Source organism: Paenibacillus sp. GM2FR (assembly GCF_002803325.1).
Taxonomy (GTDB): domain Bacteria; phylum Bacillota; class Bacilli; order Paenibacillales; family Paenibacillaceae; genus Paenibacillus_AQ; species Paenibacillus_AQ lautus.
This window is the reverse complement of record NZ_MKZM01000008.1, coordinates 3,732,048-3,749,199: the sequence shown is the minus strand read 5'-3', so window position 1 is coordinate 3,749,199 and position 17,152 is coordinate 3,732,048. Positions and strand designations below refer to the sequence as shown.

Below are 17,152 nucleotides of genomic sequence, written 5' to 3'. Positions count from 1 at the left end.
TTATGCCCATGGGCAAACATCCGTGAGCCCATTTTATGAATCAGCAGATGCAAGCCGCCCGCTGGCAGGGCGGCTTGCGCTTAAATCCTATGGTGGGCAGGCGAGGTCAGGCCGATTTCGGTATGGAAATCGGGGACTTCCGACCAGCCGAGAAGCTGACCAGTCCTGCAACCAGGCCGAGCGCGAGCACAAATCCACCGAGCCATGGATGATATTGAAGCGTGGACGTTGTATTCACCATGAAGCCTCCTGCACCCGCGCCTGCGGCTAACCCGAGATGCACAATGGAGGTGTTTAGGCTGAGAATCAGATTGGAAGAGCCCGGAGCCTGCTGGATAAAATAACTCTGAACGGCCGGACCCGCCGCAAACATGGACAGCACCATGATTCCCATCAGCACGAGCCCTATGAACGATTGGCCGGCGAGCAGCGGAAGAAGCGCGAATACCGCGATATGAATGAGCGTGCTGAGGGTAATCACTTTCGCAGGCCCAAACCGGTCGACCCCATATCCGCCGAGCCTGGAGCCAATTGCTCCAAAGAGTCCAAAGCCGAGCATAATGATGCTGATGCCTGACGGCCCCATATGGAAAATATCCTGGATAAATGGCGTAACATACGTGAACAGTACCGAGTTACCCGATTCCCGGAAGAACGTGAGCAGCAGTGCGCTCACGATGACCACGCTCCCCAGCACTTTGAATTGCTGGTGAAAGGGAATAGGTGCGTCCCCTTCAACATCCGGCAGGAGTCTAATCAGGACAAAGGCGACCACCAGACTGAGCAGAGCCAGCAGCAAAAAGATGGATTGCCAGTTCAGCAGATTTGTGATCCATATTCCAATCGGAACGCCCAGCACCATGGCGCTGCTGAAACCCAGCACGATGGTGCCGATGGCACGGCCCAACTTATCCGGGGACACCATTTTGGCTGCGGTCCCCATTGCGGCAACGAGATAGACGCCTGAGCTAACACCAAGGATGACACGGGAGGCCATGAGCATCCATACCTCGGTGCTGAAATAGGAAACCAGACTGCCGGCAATGAACAGCAGAAGCGAGCCGAGCAGTACTTTTTTACGGTTCATCCGAGCGGTCAGCGAGACCAGAAACGGTGTCCCGATCGCAAAAGCCAGCGAGAAAGCGGTAATCAGCTGGCCGGCAAAGGCCAAGGAAATATGAAGGTCGTCAGCGATCGCATACAGAATACCCGAGACGACCAGTTCCGAGGTGGCGGTAAGAAAAACCCCAAGCGCCAATAAATATATCGTAAATCGATTCATATCTAATTCATCCTCTCGATAGGAGATCAATACCCTCTGCGATCATGGCTAGCACATGTTGCAAGCGGGTTGGTATAACTTGAAATCTCTTTGTGTTTGTATTATAAGTAGCGCGCATATATTATGTAAGAAGGCAAAGTATTTGGATATTATCCAATCATTTTGACTAACTTACGATTAGTTAGTGGTGGGGTGAGGCAGTGGAACCGATAAGAGAAGACTTTCAGGAAAAGCCAGCGTTCAATCATATCTGCTCGGTGCTGCAAATTCTTGGAGCCAAATGGGCGTTTCTCGTCATCGCGCAATTAGCTCAAGGACCGAAACGGTTTAATCAGCTTCATCGGGATGCAGCCATCATCAAGACGCAATCCTTAACGGATGTGCTCCGGCATTTGGAAGGCAGCGGGATCGTAAGACGCGAGGTATTCCCTACCGTTCCGGTCTCCGTGGAGTATTCATTGACCGAGAAAGGGCTGGACTTCCTGGATTCTTTGCAGGAGATGGAGAAGTGGGCCGAAAAATGGGGCGTGGAGCAATCCTCTTGACTGCTGCCACAAAAATAGTACACATATCAGAAAACTCATTTCCCAAGGTTTATAACAGGAAATGAGTTTTCTTTTTTTTGAAAATTACGTATTCTTATAGATAACATTTTCAGATTGGGTATGAAGGACAGGGAGGTGGTCGCCGCTTGCGAATCCATAAGATTAACCTGCTGACAAAATTGTTGATTTCCTATTTGCTTGTGCTGATGTTTCCCGTGATTGTCATCCTGTGTTATTACTATCCGTATTCGGCAGAAGTGGTGAAAGAGAAGGAAATGGACTGGAATGCGCATATTACGGAGCAGTTCATGACATCGATGGATACGTTTACAAGGTATGTGTACAATCTGCCGTTTGAACTGGTGCAGAACCGGGAATTCAAGATGTATAAGGCGGAGGAAAGCGACTACCAGCGGGTGCTTATTGCCAATGAGATGAAAAAATACAATGCAACCGATGCGTTTATTTACAACACCTTGCTGTATGTGAAGAACATCGGTTATTTGTTTTCCAAAACTGGAAGCGCATACAGTCTGGACGACCTTTCCATTCCGGGCGTCGGTTACTATTATGAAAACTGGGCGCATGAAGATATGATCCAGACCCTGAATGATCTTAATTCTCCTATCGTCAGGCCTGTGGAGAATGTGGTTGTGCCCGGCAATAACCGGGTCAGAATGCTGACCTTCGTACAGCCGCTGCCGGTAGGAGGCTCGAATTCTCCCGGAGCCGTCATGATCATGGTCAGGGAGGATACGATTGTCCGGATGATGAAGTCCGTTTCGGAAACCTATAGCGGTGATTTTTATGTGTTTGACGGCCAGGGAAGGCGATTGGTATCCTCCAATGATACGTCATACCAATCCTCCGATGATTTCAGGAATCTTGTGCACGGCATAGGGGAAGAGTCAGCATCCTCTTCGGGCATTTACCAAATCAGCGGAACGGACTATCTGGTGTCGTTCTCCGTTTCGGATAAGAATGGCTGGAAATATGTGAGTCTGCTGCCGGTAACTGAGTCCCTGCAGGGCATTCGGACGATTCAGCTGAATACGGCCATCCTGGTCGGGCTGATTCTGCTGCTTGAAATGTTCATCATCTACGTATCCATCCGGAAGAACTACCAGCCGATCCGCCGTTTGGTTGATCTCGCCGTTCAAGTTTTTGAACCGCGGGAGCGGAAACACATGAATGAAATCGATACGATCAAATATACGTTGGAGGAGCTTTCGCTGGCCAACAGCAAGCTGGACGAGCATATGAAGGGATCTTTGCCGATTATGCGGGATAACCTGCTGTTTGAGCTGGTGAGCGGGCATATTGCAGCCTGGGATGATTTTGAACGGGAAGCAGGAAAGGTCGGTATCCGGTTTCATCATGATTACTTCACGGTTGCCGTACTATGCTGCGAAGCGGATGGAGAAGGGATAGAGAAGATACTGGATTACTGCCGGAACTATGAAGGACGGCTGCCGGATGATGTCCAAGGCTATTTCTTTAAAAGCATCTATCAACAGGAATTGATTCTGGTGTGCTCCCATGAGGAGAATTTCCCCCTCAAATCCTGTCTGGAACGGATGCAAGATGAAATATTGGAGTATACGGGCCGGCGAACGGTGATTGGGATTGGCAAGCCTAGCGCAGCTCAATTGCCGGTGGACCTCCATCTCTCCTACCTGCAGGCGCTCCGCACGGCGGAGTTTCTGCGCATCCGGAAGACAGCGACCGTGCTGATTTTTGACAACCTCGAGGTCCCCCAAACCGGAGCCGTATCCTATTTTGCCGAAATCCTGCAATCCCTCGAACTTGCGATCCTCAAGAACGATGCGGCCATGCTGGCCTCTTTGGCGGAGCGATTGATCGGTTATTTAAGCAATGACAGCCTGCCGCCGCATATGATACGGAGCGTGTACCTCAATACGGTTACCGTCATCTTCAACGGCCTCCAGCGGTTCCGTCATGACGATCAGAGCCTGCTTCGGCTAACCGAGGCGGCATTTAACCACCGTTATACGCTGGAGCAGATGATCGGAATTATCAGGGAGAGTTGTGCCAAGCTGTGCGACATGATCAGCGAAACGCTCCCCGTGTCCCGTTCGGCATCGCAGGAAGAGATTCTGTCCCTCATTGCGGAGAAAGGAATGGATCCGAACTGCTCGCTGCAGATGATGGCCGATTATTTTGATATGTCGGTCTCTAACTTCAGCCATCACTTCAAAAAAACGATGGGGCAAAATTTCAAAGAGTATATCGATCAGCTTCGCATCCAGAAATCCATTCAGCTTCTGCGGAACAGCGAGGAGACCCTTGAAGCCATCTCCCAACAGGTCGGGTACACCAACACCTCGAGTTTTATCCGTTCCTTCAAAAAGATGGTGGGCACGACACCCGGACAATATCGGAATACACATAAAGCATAAAACGAAGACCGCTGATGCCGACTAAGGCAGCTTTACAGCGGTCTTTTATAAACTTTTTTCTTTATAAGCTTCTGTGCCGGCGCTTTTTTAAGCAAAGCAGCTTCAATTTTTGAACATATACAATATTTGAATTACCTTCAGCGGGCCAAACTGGATACGCTTTCAATCGATTGATTATAAGCGCTTTCAAAAAATGAGGATGCTTAAAAAACTGTTCGTTTACGGGGCTCTTCCCCTCCGTTTAGAGTGATATGTGTCCCAAGGCAAGGCCAAGACATGGCTGCATTTCCTATGGACCAGACCAACAAACCAAACCAGGAGGTAATGGAATGAAGAAAAGGGTAAACGTTTTCATCTCGCTCGTCGCCATCACGGCCATGTTGTTAACAGGCTGCAGCGGGGCAGGAGGCGACCAGAACGAATCGGCCGAGACGCCCGGAGAGCAAACCGGCAGCAAAGTAAAGCTCACCGCCATCATTACCAAGCACCCGCTCACGAAGCCGCTGGCCGAAATGGAATGGCTGCAGAAGGTTGAGGAAACGGCGGGCGTGGACATCGAATGGCAGGAGATTACCGCAGACTGGGGACAGAAGAAAGGGACGATGCTGGCTAGCGGAGATATTCCCGATCTGTTTATCGGGCCGAACGTCATTACGGATGCCGACTTTGCACAGTTCCAGGGGCTCTTCCAGGATCTGTCCGGCATGCTTGATCAAGCACCCAACGTACAGAACATGTTTAATGAAAAACCGGATACCAAAGTGATTGCAACGCAGTCGGACGGCAAAATATACGGTCTTCCGAAATACCAGCGGTTCTGGCCGGCTTCCGCCAGCAGGCAATTCATTAACCAGCAGTGGCTGGATCACCTCGGCCTGAGCATGCCGACGACATGGGATGAGCTGTATGAAGTGCTCGTGGCCTTCAAAGAGAAGGATGCCAACGGCAATGGCGATCCCAATGACGAGATTCCGATGGATTGGCCGGGAGGCATCGGCGGATATTTTAACCCTGCGGTCCTCTTGGGCAGCATGGGCATCACGCTGACAGACGGCAGCGGGCAGGGTTATTTCGTGGAGGACGGACAGGTGAAGAACTTCCTCACCGATGACCGGTACAAAACGATGGTCATGTTCCTGAACAAGCTGTACAAGGCCGGGCTGATTAACCCGGAAGTGTTCACCCATGATTATACGAAATATCAATCCATTGCGCGCGGCGAAGGGGACACAGCCAAGGTCGGCTTCACTTGGGGATGGGTGGCTTCCGACCGTTTCGGCGAACAGCTGGCACCGCAGTATGCTTCCATGCCGCCGATGAAGGTGTCGGCAGATTATGCTGGGAAGCTGTCCTGGAGTTATGATCATTACTCCCTGAACTATGGAACCAACCATATCGTGATGTCCGCCAAGACCAAGAACAAGGAAGCGGCCATGAAATTCATCAACGAGCTCTATGCTCCCGAGGTGGGTATGCAAGTGTTGTTCGGATCCATCGGTCCGAATATTAAAGATAACGGAGACGGTACATATGCCGTTTTGCCTCCTGCCGATGCCAAGATGGATCCGGGCACATGGAAATGGACCTCAACGATGGCGGACAACGGCGCATTTTATATTCCCGATTCCTTGAAGCTGACGCTCGGCACCGATATGCAGGAGGTGCTGGGACAATCGGAGCCGCTAGAGGCTGCTTTAGAAGACGTGGATCCCGACAAGGACGTGTTCCCCGGCATGTTTATTAAATATTCCACCATGGACAATAACGCCATGAGCCTGAACAACACCAACGTGATGAATCTGGCGGAATCCAGCTTTGCCAAATGGGTGACCAAGGGCGGCGTGGAAGCCGAATGGGACGCGTACATCAAGGAGAGCGAGAAAGCAGGCCTGAAGCAGAACTTGGAAATCATGCAGAAATATTATGATGACTACATGAATCAAAACTAGGAGGGAGGATATGGAATTCCGTAAAAGACAGAACACCTTCAGACGAGATTATCAGCTGTGGATTATGATTTTTCCGGCGATTGCCGTTATTCTCTTGTTTAACTATGTCCCGATGTACGGCATCCAGCTTGCGTTTCGGGATTACGATTTCAGCCAAGGCCTGACCGGCGGAGAGTGGCGAGGGCTCGCCTACTTTCAACAATTCATCGACAGTTACCTGTTCACGGATTTGATGCGAAACACGTTTCTGATCAGTCTGGCCACGATCGTGCTCGGCTTTCCGGCTCCGATTATATTAGCTCTCATCCTTAACCAGATCCGCAGAAAAAAAATGAAGCAGCTGATGCAGACCACCGTATACCTGCCTCATTTCATATCCATTATCGTGCTGGTCGGCATGCTGAATGTGCTGCTATCCTCCGAAACCGGAGTTGTCGGTCACTTTATGAAGGCGGTGGGGCTGGGACATATCAATTTGTTAGCCTCCACCTCGACTTTTATCCCGGTGTATGTGCTCTCTGACATATGGCAGCATTGCGGCTGGAACAGCATTATCTATCTTGCAGCCTTGTCCACCGTGGATCCCCAGCTGTATGATGCTGCCAAAATCGATGGGGCCAGCCGATGGCAGACGATCCGGTATGTCGACATTCCCGCCCTCATACCCACCATCATCATCCTGTTTATTCTCAGCATGGGGAATATCCTCGGGACCGGCTTCGAGAAAATATTCCTGATGCAGAATTCGCTGAACCTTCCCGTCTCGGAGGTCATTGCCACCTACGTCTATAAAATCGGGATCATCTCCAATCAATTCAGCTTGGCTTCGGCCATCGGTTTGTTTAACACGCTCATCAATTTCGTATTCTTGTATGCGATGAACACGATCTCGAAGAGAATGTCGGAAACGAGCCTATTCTAATGATCGGGGAAGGAGAAACGGTTGTGGAACATGAACTTACCAGAACGCGCATCAACGGCAAGGAGATAGCGTTTAAGGTCACATTGGGTTTTCTGTGCGGTTTGATTTTTTTGCTGATCGCCTATCCGCTGTACTTTATCATCATTGCTTCGTTCAGCGACTCAACACTCGTCTCTACGGGGAAGGTTATGTTTATCCCTAAAAACATCAGCTTTTTCGGTTACCAGGAGATTTTCAAGGATATGCGGATTTGGACGGGGTACCGAAATACGCTGTTTTACACGGTATTCGGCACCTTGGTTAACATGCTGTTTACGCTTCCGGCGGCTTATGTGCTGTCGAGAAAGGAATTTCGCGCCAGACGGATCATCATGTTTATTTTCGTGATCACGATGTTTTTTAACGGCGGGCTGATTCCTACCTATTTGTTGATGAAGGGGCTTGGCCTGACCAACACGATCTGGGTGTTTATACTCCCCTTCTCCGTGAATGTGTTCTATTTGATCATTGCGCGGACCTTTTTTGAGAACTCGCTGCCGCAGGAGCTGCATGAGGCGGCCGTCATGGACGGCTGCTCCCATTTCACCTTTTTCTTCAAGGTGGCACTGCCGCTGTCCAAAGCCTTGGTATCCGTCATCGGACTCTATTATTTGGTGGGGCATTGGAATGACTTCTTCACCGCGCTGATCTACATCCGGGACACGAAGCTCCAGCCGCTGCAAATCGTTCTGCGGGATATTCTGCTGTCGAACCAGGTGTTCTCGAGCGGTGCAGGAACAGGCGGGGATGCAGGAGGGTATGCCCAGCGCTATGCCGATCAGATCAAGTACGGGGTCATTATCGTATCGACGCTTCCGATTCTGCTCATTTATCCGTTCATGCAAAAATATTTCGAGAAAGGCGTCATGATCGGCTCCATTAAAGGGTAACGCGTTCGGCGAATGTACGAATCAAGCTTAGAAGAGTAGACAAAAAAAGGGGGCTGTCCCGAAAGATCCTGGATCTTGGGGGGACAGCCCTTTTGGAATTACGGCACATCAGAATACGAGAAGCCCGGCAGGCAATATGTATAGGGGAAATGTAACGGTAACTTATGACTGATTCCGGATCATATCCACGAAGTTCATGGCGGCAGCGGATAACGATTCATGCTTGCGGGTGCAGACCGCAATGATATTTTGCAGCTCGATTCCATCGACATAGACCCGGCTCAGTTCGCCGCGCTCCACATACTCCCGCACGACAAGTGAGGATACAAAGTTTGCGCCGTATCCGGCAATGACGGCCGTGATCGCTTCGTGCAGACCATTGAATTGCAGCGTGATCCGCGGGGAAGGCGCGCTATGGGTACGACATAAGGCAAATAACCGCTCCCGCGTTGAACTGCCTTCCTCCCGCATAACAAAAGGCTCTCTCATCATCTCATCCAGGGAGATGCGCTGATTGGCGTAACGGTGATCGGGGGATACGACAAACCATAACTCATCCCGGAACAGCTCCTCGGTCCGTATCGTATTCGGAGATTCCTCTGGCAGTCCGCCGTATATCGCAAGATCGACATCCATATGTAACAGCTGCTTAAGCGCATCGCTAGAATTCGTGGTGGTTATGCTCATTTCTACTTCTTCGTACCGCTGCTTGTATTTCGCCAGCCAGGCCGGCAGGAGAAAATGGGAAGGAAGATAAGTTGCCGCCATCCGGATTTGTCCCCTCGAACCGCTGCGATAATCCAGACAGAATTGTTCAATCTGCTGCTCGACAGAGAAGAGTCTTTTGGCAAGCGGGACGAGCTCGGCACCGGCCTCCGTCAACCCGATGCCCCTGCCTTGTGGTTTGAACAGCGTAAGGGAGAGTTCCTTCTCGAATTTTTTTACCTGGGCTGTTATGGCGGGTTGGCTTATATTTAACAATTCGGCAGCACGGGTAACACTACCCGTTGTGGCGATGACGTGAAAGAGCCGTAATGCGTGTAAATTCATGAGAAGCGCACTCCTATCCATTCATATATTCAAGTTATGTAAGTTGCTTAAATATATATTATATCTATAACAATAAATCACATACAATGATTTTGTAAGATCCAAATGGAGAATAAGGGAGGAAACGGATATGAAAAAGAAGGAAGCTGCAGCTGCAACTTGGGAAAAAGTGGACGATTACCTCACAGAACATTTGATTCCTTATGATGAGGTGCTGGAGAAGGTGTTAGCTGCAAATCGGGAGGCCGGATTGCCGGAAATTGATGTATCCAAGGCTCAAGGTAAGCTGCTGAACGTCATCGTTCAGATCAAGGGAGCCAAACGAATTTTGGAGATCGGTACACTGGGAGGTTACAGTACGATCTGGATGGCTAGGGCGATTGGGGATGGCGGGCAGCTGATTTCACTGGAGCTTGATCCGCATCATGCCGAGGTTGCCAAATCCAACGTGGCATTGGCCGGACTGGAGGATAGAGTGGAAATCCGGGTAGGCGATGCCCTGAAACAGCTGGAGCAGTTGGCCGAGGAGAAGGTGGAGCCGTTCGATCTGATCTTCATCGATGCCGATAAACCCAACAATCCCAATTATTTGAAGTGGGCGTTACAGTTCTCACGGCCGGGCACCGTCATGATTAGCGATAATGTGATCCGGGATGGAGAAGTTATCGATCATCACAGCACAGACCCCCGGGTGCACGGTATCCGCAAATTCATGGATATGCTCTCCGCCCACTCCGCCATTTCCGGCACGGCAATTCAAACGGTGGGAAGTAAGGGGTATGACGGATTTTATATCGGAGTTGTATCGTGAGCTACTAGACTGAAGCATCTTCGGTTTGCGGCGATGAGTAATAAGTTAATGGCAGAAGGAAAAAGCCACACTCGGCAATCGAATTCGCAAGTATGTTTTAAAAAAGGAGGTATCCAAAGATCTTAGATCTGGCGGGATGCCCTCCTTTTTCTGTTAAGAGACGCTATTCCTCCGAATCCGGGATGACAAAAGACACGCTTGTCCCTTCATGGACCTCGCTTTGAATGGTAAGACCGCTCCCATACGTCTGAATCAACCTGCGATTCGTGTTGTAGAGGCCGATTCCTTTTTTGTCCTCTCGCGGAGCATCCAGCAACTCCTGTACTTTTTCTCTGCTCATTCCCATGCCGTCATCCTTGACCACAATCAGCGTGGAAAATTGCTGACGTTCAATACGAATTTGTACGGTTCCGCCATTGGCTATTTTCATAATACCGTGCTGTACCGCATTCTCGACCAGAGGCTGAATCGTTAAGGGAGGAAGCAGGAGGTTCATATTCTGATCCACGTTCCATCTGACATGGAGCCTGTTGCCATGTCGCTCCTTCTCAACATACAAATATGCGCGTACAAGTTCGAGTTCTTCCGATAGTGAGACAAATTTGCCGGAGTTTTGATATTGAAAGCTGATTTGCAGGTATGAACTAAAAGCCTCGTTAAGTTTTCGCATTCGTTCCACATCAATTTCACTCAAAGCGTGGATTGAATTCAAGGTGTTGAACAAAAAATGCGGGTGGATTTGCGCTTGCAGATAGGCAGCTTCCATACGCAGACGCTCGTTCACGGACTGCTTTAGCGTAATCAATGACTGGATACGGTATTTAAGCTCCATCGGATCCACTGGTTTCGTGACATAATCGTTGGCACCGGCCCGAAACCCCGCATACATGTCGGAGGGCTCACTTCGCGCCGTCAGCAGAAGCACAGGGAGCTCGGAAGAGGAATAACGCTCTCTTATCTTCCGTGTCAGCTCGTAACCGGAAATCTGCGGCATCATGACATCAGCGATTACCAAATCCCATGACCTCGTTCCGAGCAATTCCAGCGCTTCTCCGGCCGAAGTTGTTAATTGCAGGTGGTAAGGTTCAGACATCAATATACTCGCAAGCACTCGCAAATTTACAAGGTTATCGTCAACGGCTAGGATGTTCAACTGCTCTTCCGCTGACGGGACTTCTGCGGTTTGGAGCGGCTGGTCATTCAGGTCGTTCCGGCTTGCCGCCATTTCTTCATAAGCCTCGAACCGAACGGCCGATATATCGGGGGACATCTCTACGTCAGTCGAATCAGCCAAAGGAAGCGTGAAGGTAAACGTTGAACCCCTTCCGATTTCGGAGTGAACCGTCATCCAGCCGCCATGAAGCTCGACCAATTCTCTGCTGATGCTAAGGCCCAAACCTATGCCGTTGGTGTCGCCGTATCCGGGATCGCCTTGTTCGTAGGGCAGAAATACCCGCTGCTGTGTTTCCTGATCCATTCCCGTTCCCGTATCCGTTACCTCGATGAACATTTGTCCGTTCTTGGCGTTGGCCGTTACGGCAATGCTTCCTTCCTCGGTATGTTTGATGGCATTATGCAATAAATTCATGAGGATTTGCACAAGCCTCTTTTCATCAGCCATAACTGGAGGGAGGGCTTCGGATGTGTCGATATTCATTTTCAACTGCACGGCTTTTCCTTCCAGCAAATACTTCAGGATATCGATAACGCCATTTACGATAGAGGGAAGAGATAGCGGCTCGGCATGCAGTACGATTCGCTTTTCCCTCAGCCTTACGGCGTCGAGTAGATCATTCAGCAAATGCGACATCTGGCGTCCAACCTTAACAAGGAGCTGCATATCCTCCGCACTTCGATTGTTCATATTATGCTGTTCCCTGTCCGAGACACTCTGGGCGATATTCATGATCCCGTGCAGCGGCGTTCGCAGCTCATGTGACGTCTGGGCCAGAAACCGGTCTTTCATTTTGTCCGCTTTCTGCAATTCGCGGTTGAGCTTGCTGATTTTATCGACGTTGCGGAAATAACGCTTAAACCAATAGGCAGAGAAACCGATGATGGCCGCGATGACATCAACGGGGTAATACACTTTTGGAAGTTCCTGATATTTAATGAGTGCTCCCCAAATAACACTGGAGAAAACACCACTGGCTGCCAAGAGCAGAAAGATCGCGTCCTTCCTGCTTGCTGCCACCATTCTCCCGAACATATAGATCGAGATGATGATTGGCAGTATATAAAAAACGGTAAAAACTTTATACTCCACCGTCCAGAAAACAAGCGAAGCAGGCGCGATTGCAATAAATCCGGAATATAGAAGCAGGGAAACGCCATAAGCGGTAAACCATCGGCTGCGGGTCTTCAAGGTGAAACTTCTGGTCATTTTCAATATGAAAAAAGATAGCCAAGAATAAGACAAGATGGAGATTTTAAGATCCCAAGCGTAATTGATGGGCAGCCATTTCAGCAGTAAATCGTCATCTGACACTACAATCGTGACGGATGCGGTGAGAAGCAGCAGAAAAAAATCAAGAAGTGTCCATTCCCGCGGATTGAATAAGAACAAGATGCAGGAATACAGTCCGTGAAGGATGAGCACAACGAATGTAATGAGCTGAAGGTCGATGGAAAGTCCGCGTTCATCATGGATGGCTTGGCTGGATCCCAGCTTGATGGAATTTACAATTCCGCCGGCGAACGGATTCTCAAAGTTGGTAACTCGAATGATCAAGTCAATTTCTTGATCAGCAGGAGCGGGCATATAATCGACAACGAAGGGACTTCGAGCCGGTGAATAGGTGTCTTTGCCGTCTTCTCCGGTCCTGCCCATCTCTCCCATCTTAAGGCCGTTTATCTCGACGCTCGCCGAAGCCTGAATCTGTTGGATCCAGAACGATAGGGGAGCGGTTAAGGATGGATCGACCAGAATACGAAGCCGATAGGTTCCGGTACCATAGGCAGATCCGGATTCCTTCGTTTGGCTCCCCCGCCAATTTCCCGGAACCTGCACATAGCGATGCTGCGGATTGGTTTGCTCCAGCTCTTGTTTTGTGGCAAGCATGTCAGGATAGAACTCCCATTCTCCATCCAATGTTATGGACTTGGAATGAATGAGGTCCCAGCTGCGTAAGTCGAGCACCCCTTGGGAGGCTTTCGGATGGTGGGGAGGAACGAAGGTCTCGATCCAATACCACCGAATGCTGAGGAGCACGGACAGAAAAACAGCAACTGCCAATATATACTGAAGAATCTTTTTAATTTGAATGCGATAGGTATGGTTTGCAGATCGTGTTGGCACGGTTCACGTTCCCTTTTAGGTTTGGTATGGTTTAAGATCCGAGAATTCTTCTTCTTAATATACGAGAAAATGTGACGATCGTATAGCTATTCCCCAATAAAAAGCATTCGCTCGGTTCTTTGGTAGTAGCCCCAAGTAATGACGGACAAGCGTTCCGTTTACCTTTAATGAAATCGGGTAGAAAATAACCGCCTTTTACCTGTCATGAATCAGGAAAAAGGCGGTTATTGTGATCATGATTAGATTTGGGTCATTCTTTATAATGGCTACATTCCTACGTCATGCCCGGATGGACTGCCCTTTGCGTCCTGCTCCTTGGGAGTGAACGGCCACCAGTTGGCCCGGCCAAAGATACGGACCATCACCGGTACGAAGAATGGCAGGAACAGGAGTGCATAGAGCACAAGTCCAACCAGGACAACCGTTGCGATCTGCATCATGGACAGTACGCCGGACGGGTACATCGCCGCAAAGGTACCGCCAAGGATGACCACCGCAGACAGGATGACCGTACCCATGTTGCGCATGGCATGCAGAATGGCATCCTGAACATTCCAGGACTTGTTTTCGTTAAAGCGCGCCATTAGGAAGATGCTATAATCCACTCCAAGCGCGATCAGCATGACAAAGCTGAAGAACGGAGTAGCCCAGGTAATGCCGGAATACCCGAAGCCGTGAACGAAGATCATCTCCGTAACGCCGACAGCCGTAAAGTACGTGATGAGCAGTGAGACAATCAGATAGATCGGCATCACGATGGAGCGCAGCAGCACGACCAGGATAATGAAGATTCCGCTCAGCATGAGAATTACGGTTCGCGAGTAATCTTCATTCGATATGTTCTGCAAATCGTTGTTCGTGCTGGTAATGCCGCTGATGGCAACCTCGGCGTTCTCCAATTTCGTGTCGTTTACTGCGCGATCCACCGCCGCTTGTATCTGTTCGACGCTGCCCAGCGCTTCTTCGCTGTACGGATTGGTTGCCAGAACCACATCCAGCGTCATCACTTTGCGGTCATCGCTGAGATAGGTATCGAATACCGTCTGGAATTCTTCATTCTCAAGGGCTTCCTGCGGAATGAAGAACCCGCTGAGCTCTTCATCCTGAACGTCCTGGATCTGCTGCAGATAATCCTGAGCGGAATGCAGTCCGTCCGTAATTTGTTTCAATCCGTCCGCACTGGAATTCAGTCCTTCCGTCAGCTCTCCGATCTGGCCGGTTAGGTCGCCAAAGCCGTCGGCAAGCTGCTTTTGGCCGCCCTGCAGCTGGTCCAGACCGCCCGTAATGGAAGGAATTTGGCTCACGATCTGTCCTTGCCCATTAGCTGCCTGCGAAAGGCCGGATTGAAGCTCGGCGATACCGGCCACGAGCTGCTGAAGACCGTCGGCAAGCGCCGTTTGCCCGGCAGCTGCCTTAGCGTAGCCGGCATTGGCTTCCGATAATCCTGCAGACGCGCCTTTAAGCTGCTCGGAGATTTGTCCTAACCCTGCTGCCAGCTCGGCTGTGCCTGCGGCCGTTTGGGTAACGGTACCTTTAATGGTTTGGTAGTCGGTATCCTGAACGAGTTCCGGATGGCTGCTCTCCAATCCCGTGAAGGAGCCTTCAAGTCCGCTCAGTGCGGCCGCAACACCGCCCAGCTGCTCTTTAAGTCCGGCAACGCCGCCGTCAAGAGCTGTTAATCCGGTATCAAGCTGTTTATAACCTTGGAGAAGCTGGGCATGGGCTGCAGCTAACTCTTTCGCGCTTTTCGCAGCCTGCGCAAGTCCGGTTTTGAGTTCGCCTGCACCTGCGCTGCCGCTCTGGATTCCTTTTTGAATGGCGCTGAGGCCTTGGCCAAGCTCCGTGATGCCGTCCTTGAGGTCGGCGGTTCCCTTAGTCAGCTCTTTGGCTCCCGCTGCGGCTTCATTCAGCTTCGGCGTATTCTCGCTGAGCTGCTTGCCTGCTTCGGATAGTCCATTCTGAATCTGGGTCAGTCCGTCTTGGGACTCTCCCAATCCTTCATTTAACGTTTTGACTTGAGTTGGAATGAGGAAATCGTTGATTTGCTCACCGGTTGGACGGGAGAGCCCGCGTACGCTGGACACGCCATCCACCTTTTCCACTTCACGGCTGATTTTTTCCGCGAGTCCCATGTATTCCGCCGTATCCATCCGGTCATCGTTCTTGATCACGATGGTGGATGGCAGCGATTGTCCGGGACCGAAGCTGTCCGAAATAATGTTAAAGCCCTTAACCGAAGCGTAACTTGGCCCGATTTCCTCCAGGCTGTTAAACGACAGCTTGCCGCTGTACGTAGCCAGGAAAGGGGCCACGATAACAGCTACGACAAGCAGCGCAGCCCAAGGACGCTTAAGAGAGAAGGAACCTGCCGCTCCCCAAAGCTTATTTTCGCTATGCTCCAGCTTGCCGCGTGACGGCCAGAAGAGTTTCTTCCCAAGGACCGCCATGAAGAACGGCACGACTGTAACCAATGCAAGAAGCATAACGGCGATGCCGATCGCAACCGCAACCGCGGATTTGTACAGAATGAATTTGGATAACCCGATAGCTGCAAAGCCGACAAATACGGCAAGCCCGGAATAAAGCACGGTGCCGCCGGCTTTTCGGTAAGTCTCGATGATCGCCGTCTTGGTATCCTCCGACGTGGTGAGTTCTTCCTTAAACCGGCTGATCAGCAGGATGCAGTAGTCGGTCCCGATACCGAACATGACGGCCACCATAAAGATCTGGGTAAAGGTCGATATCGGGAAGTTGAACTGGTCCACGAGAAAAGAGACAACCGACTGCGACACGATATAACTGAGCCCTACGGTCAACAGCGGCACGAACGGTGCGACGAAGGAACGGAATACAACGAATAGTATGAGGAGAATAAAGACGACTGTAATATATTCCGTTTTCTTCAGGCCTTCCTCCGAGCTGACGATGGTATCTTCATTAATGAGTCCTTCGCTTGTCAGGTAATGATCCGCTTGAACGCCTTCGAGCACCTGATCGACCTTCTCGGGCAGCTCTTTCACCGCTTCCTGGCCTCCGCTGACCTGAAGCGCGACCATGATGGTCTTGCCGTCTTTGGCAATCAGTGTGTCTTCCAGCTCCGTTTGCGTGAACGGTTCATTGATGGAATCGATATGGAGGCTTTCTTTTTTGTCATTTAAAGCTTGAACGCCCTCCCGTATGCTCTCCTTATCCGTTTCGCTTAACCCATCGGGTTTATTGAAGACGAGCGCAACCTGGTGAAGGGTTTCCCCGCCCTCGCCGCCGGAGGCTTCCTTGAGAATTTCAGCAGCGCGTGAAGAGGTGTAACCGTCCGGTACGGATAATTGCCCTTTCTCCCGCACCAAGTCCGACATGGATGGCGCGAACAAAAACAGCACGACTGCGGCTGCCAGCCACAGCACGATAATGGCCCATCTTGCTTTCAGTATGGCTTTCAATTCTTTCTCCCCCCTGATTCCAACATCAATTGCCCCAGTTTCTCGAACATCGAGATAAACATTTCGATATCTTTTTCTTCAAAATGCTGCAGGTAAGGGGAGATGATCTCCCTCATCTGCTCCTGGGCAGATTCAAAAATCGTATGTCCGTATTCCGTTAAAGTCAGATAAACCAGCCTGCGATCTGCTTCGTCCCGGGTTCTGTCAATAATGCCGGCATCCACGAGACGATTGACGATAGCGGTAATCGAGCTCTTGCCGACGGCAAGCGTTTCCGCCAGATGGGATGAAGTACAGTGATCCATGCTGTTGATAATGCGCACAACCTGAAACTGGTCATTGGTCAGATCTTCACCGAGATGTTCCCGAATCTGGGCGTTAATCCGCCGGGTGACCAGCAGGTAGACATCCACATATCGGTCGATCCATTGCTTTGCCTTGTCGTTCAACAATAGTTCTCCTTTCAAATAGTTCACGTATGAAATAGTTTCATTAATGAACTATATGGC

Annotated in this window: 11 protein-coding genes; 6 read left to right on the top strand and 5 right to left on the bottom strand. The window is 50.4% G+C overall.

Annotated features, from left to right (window positions below):
• Positions 1 to 106 precede the first annotated feature (106 nt).
• Positions 107 to 1,282 carry an MFS transporter gene (locus PAEVO_RS16975; RefSeq protein WP_100538599.1) on the bottom strand — a complete coding sequence of 392 codons (1,176 nt, stop codon included), beginning with the start codon at positions 1,280 to 1,282 and terminating at the stop codon, positions 107 to 109.
• Positions 1,283 to 1,482: 200 nt separating this feature from the next.
• On the opposite strand from PAEVO_RS16975, the gene PAEVO_RS16970 reads away from it, so the two are divergent.
• From PAEVO_RS16970 to PAEVO_RS16950, 5 genes are all read left to right on the top strand, one after another.
• Positions 1,483 to 1,827 (top strand): winged helix-turn-helix transcriptional regulator, encoded by a 345-nt coding sequence (locus tag PAEVO_RS16970; RefSeq protein WP_100538598.1) that lies wholly within the window; start codon positions 1,483 to 1,485, stop codon positions 1,825 to 1,827.
• A 146-nt stretch (positions 1,828 to 1,973) separates the two neighbouring features.
• On the top strand, positions 1,974 to 4,247 hold the full coding sequence (locus PAEVO_RS16965; RefSeq protein ID WP_100538597.1) for a helix-turn-helix domain-containing protein: 2,274 nt from the start codon (positions 1,974 to 1,976) through the stop codon (positions 4,245 to 4,247).
• Positions 4,248 to 4,576: 329 nt separating this feature from the next.
• The gene (locus PAEVO_RS16960; protein ID WP_100538596.1) at positions 4,577 to 6,196 is read left to right on the top strand and encodes an ABC transporter substrate-binding protein; all 1,620 of its coding nucleotides are present in this window, start codon (positions 4,577 to 4,579) and stop codon (positions 6,194 to 6,196) included.
• A gap of 10 nt (positions 6,197 to 6,206) precedes the next feature.
• Positions 6,207 to 7,118 (top strand): ABC transporter permease, encoded by a 912-nt coding sequence (locus tag PAEVO_RS16955; protein ID WP_100538595.1) that lies wholly within the window; start codon positions 6,207 to 6,209, stop codon positions 7,116 to 7,118.
• Positions 7,118 to 8,047, top strand: a complete 930-nt coding sequence (locus PAEVO_RS16950; protein WP_100538594.1) for a carbohydrate ABC transporter permease — start codon at positions 7,118 to 7,120, stop codon at positions 8,045 to 8,047. Before PAEVO_RS16955 ends, PAEVO_RS16950 begins: the two co-directional genes overlap by 1 nt.
• A gap of 162 nt (positions 8,048 to 8,209) precedes the next feature.
• Here the strand turns inward: PAEVO_RS16950 and PAEVO_RS16945 are convergent, their stop codons facing one another.
• A complete protein-coding gene (locus tag PAEVO_RS16945) occupies positions 8,210 to 9,097 on the bottom strand; it encodes a LysR family transcriptional regulator (RefSeq protein WP_100538593.1) in 888 nt (295 codons plus the stop codon).
• 130 nt (positions 9,098 to 9,227) lie between these two features.
• Between PAEVO_RS16945 and PAEVO_RS16940 the strand changes: the two genes are divergently transcribed.
• Complete coding sequence (locus PAEVO_RS16940) at positions 9,228 to 9,908, top strand: O-methyltransferase (RefSeq protein WP_100538592.1); 681 nt, start codon at positions 9,228 to 9,230, stop codon at positions 9,906 to 9,908.
• Positions 9,909 to 10,071: 163 nt separating this feature from the next.
• Here the strand turns inward: PAEVO_RS16940 and PAEVO_RS16935 are convergent, their stop codons facing one another.
• From PAEVO_RS16935 to PAEVO_RS16925, 3 genes are all read right to left on the bottom strand, one after another.
• Positions 10,072 to 13,206: a hybrid sensor histidine kinase/response regulator gene (locus PAEVO_RS16935; RefSeq protein WP_100538591.1), complete on the bottom strand. Its 3,135-nt coding sequence runs from the start codon at positions 13,204 to 13,206 to the stop codon at positions 10,072 to 10,074.
• Between the two features lie 266 nt (positions 13,207 to 13,472).
• Complete coding sequence (locus PAEVO_RS16930; protein WP_100538590.1) at positions 13,473 to 16,643, bottom strand: MMPL family transporter; 3,171 nt, start codon at positions 16,641 to 16,643, stop codon at positions 13,473 to 13,475.
• Positions 16,640 to 17,092 carry a MarR family winged helix-turn-helix transcriptional regulator gene (locus tag PAEVO_RS16925; RefSeq protein ID WP_100538589.1) on the bottom strand — a complete coding sequence of 151 codons (453 nt, stop codon included), beginning with the start codon at positions 17,090 to 17,092 and terminating at the stop codon, positions 16,640 to 16,642. Before PAEVO_RS16925 ends, PAEVO_RS16930 begins: the two co-directional genes overlap by 4 nt.
• Positions 17,093 to 17,152 lie beyond the last annotated feature (60 nt).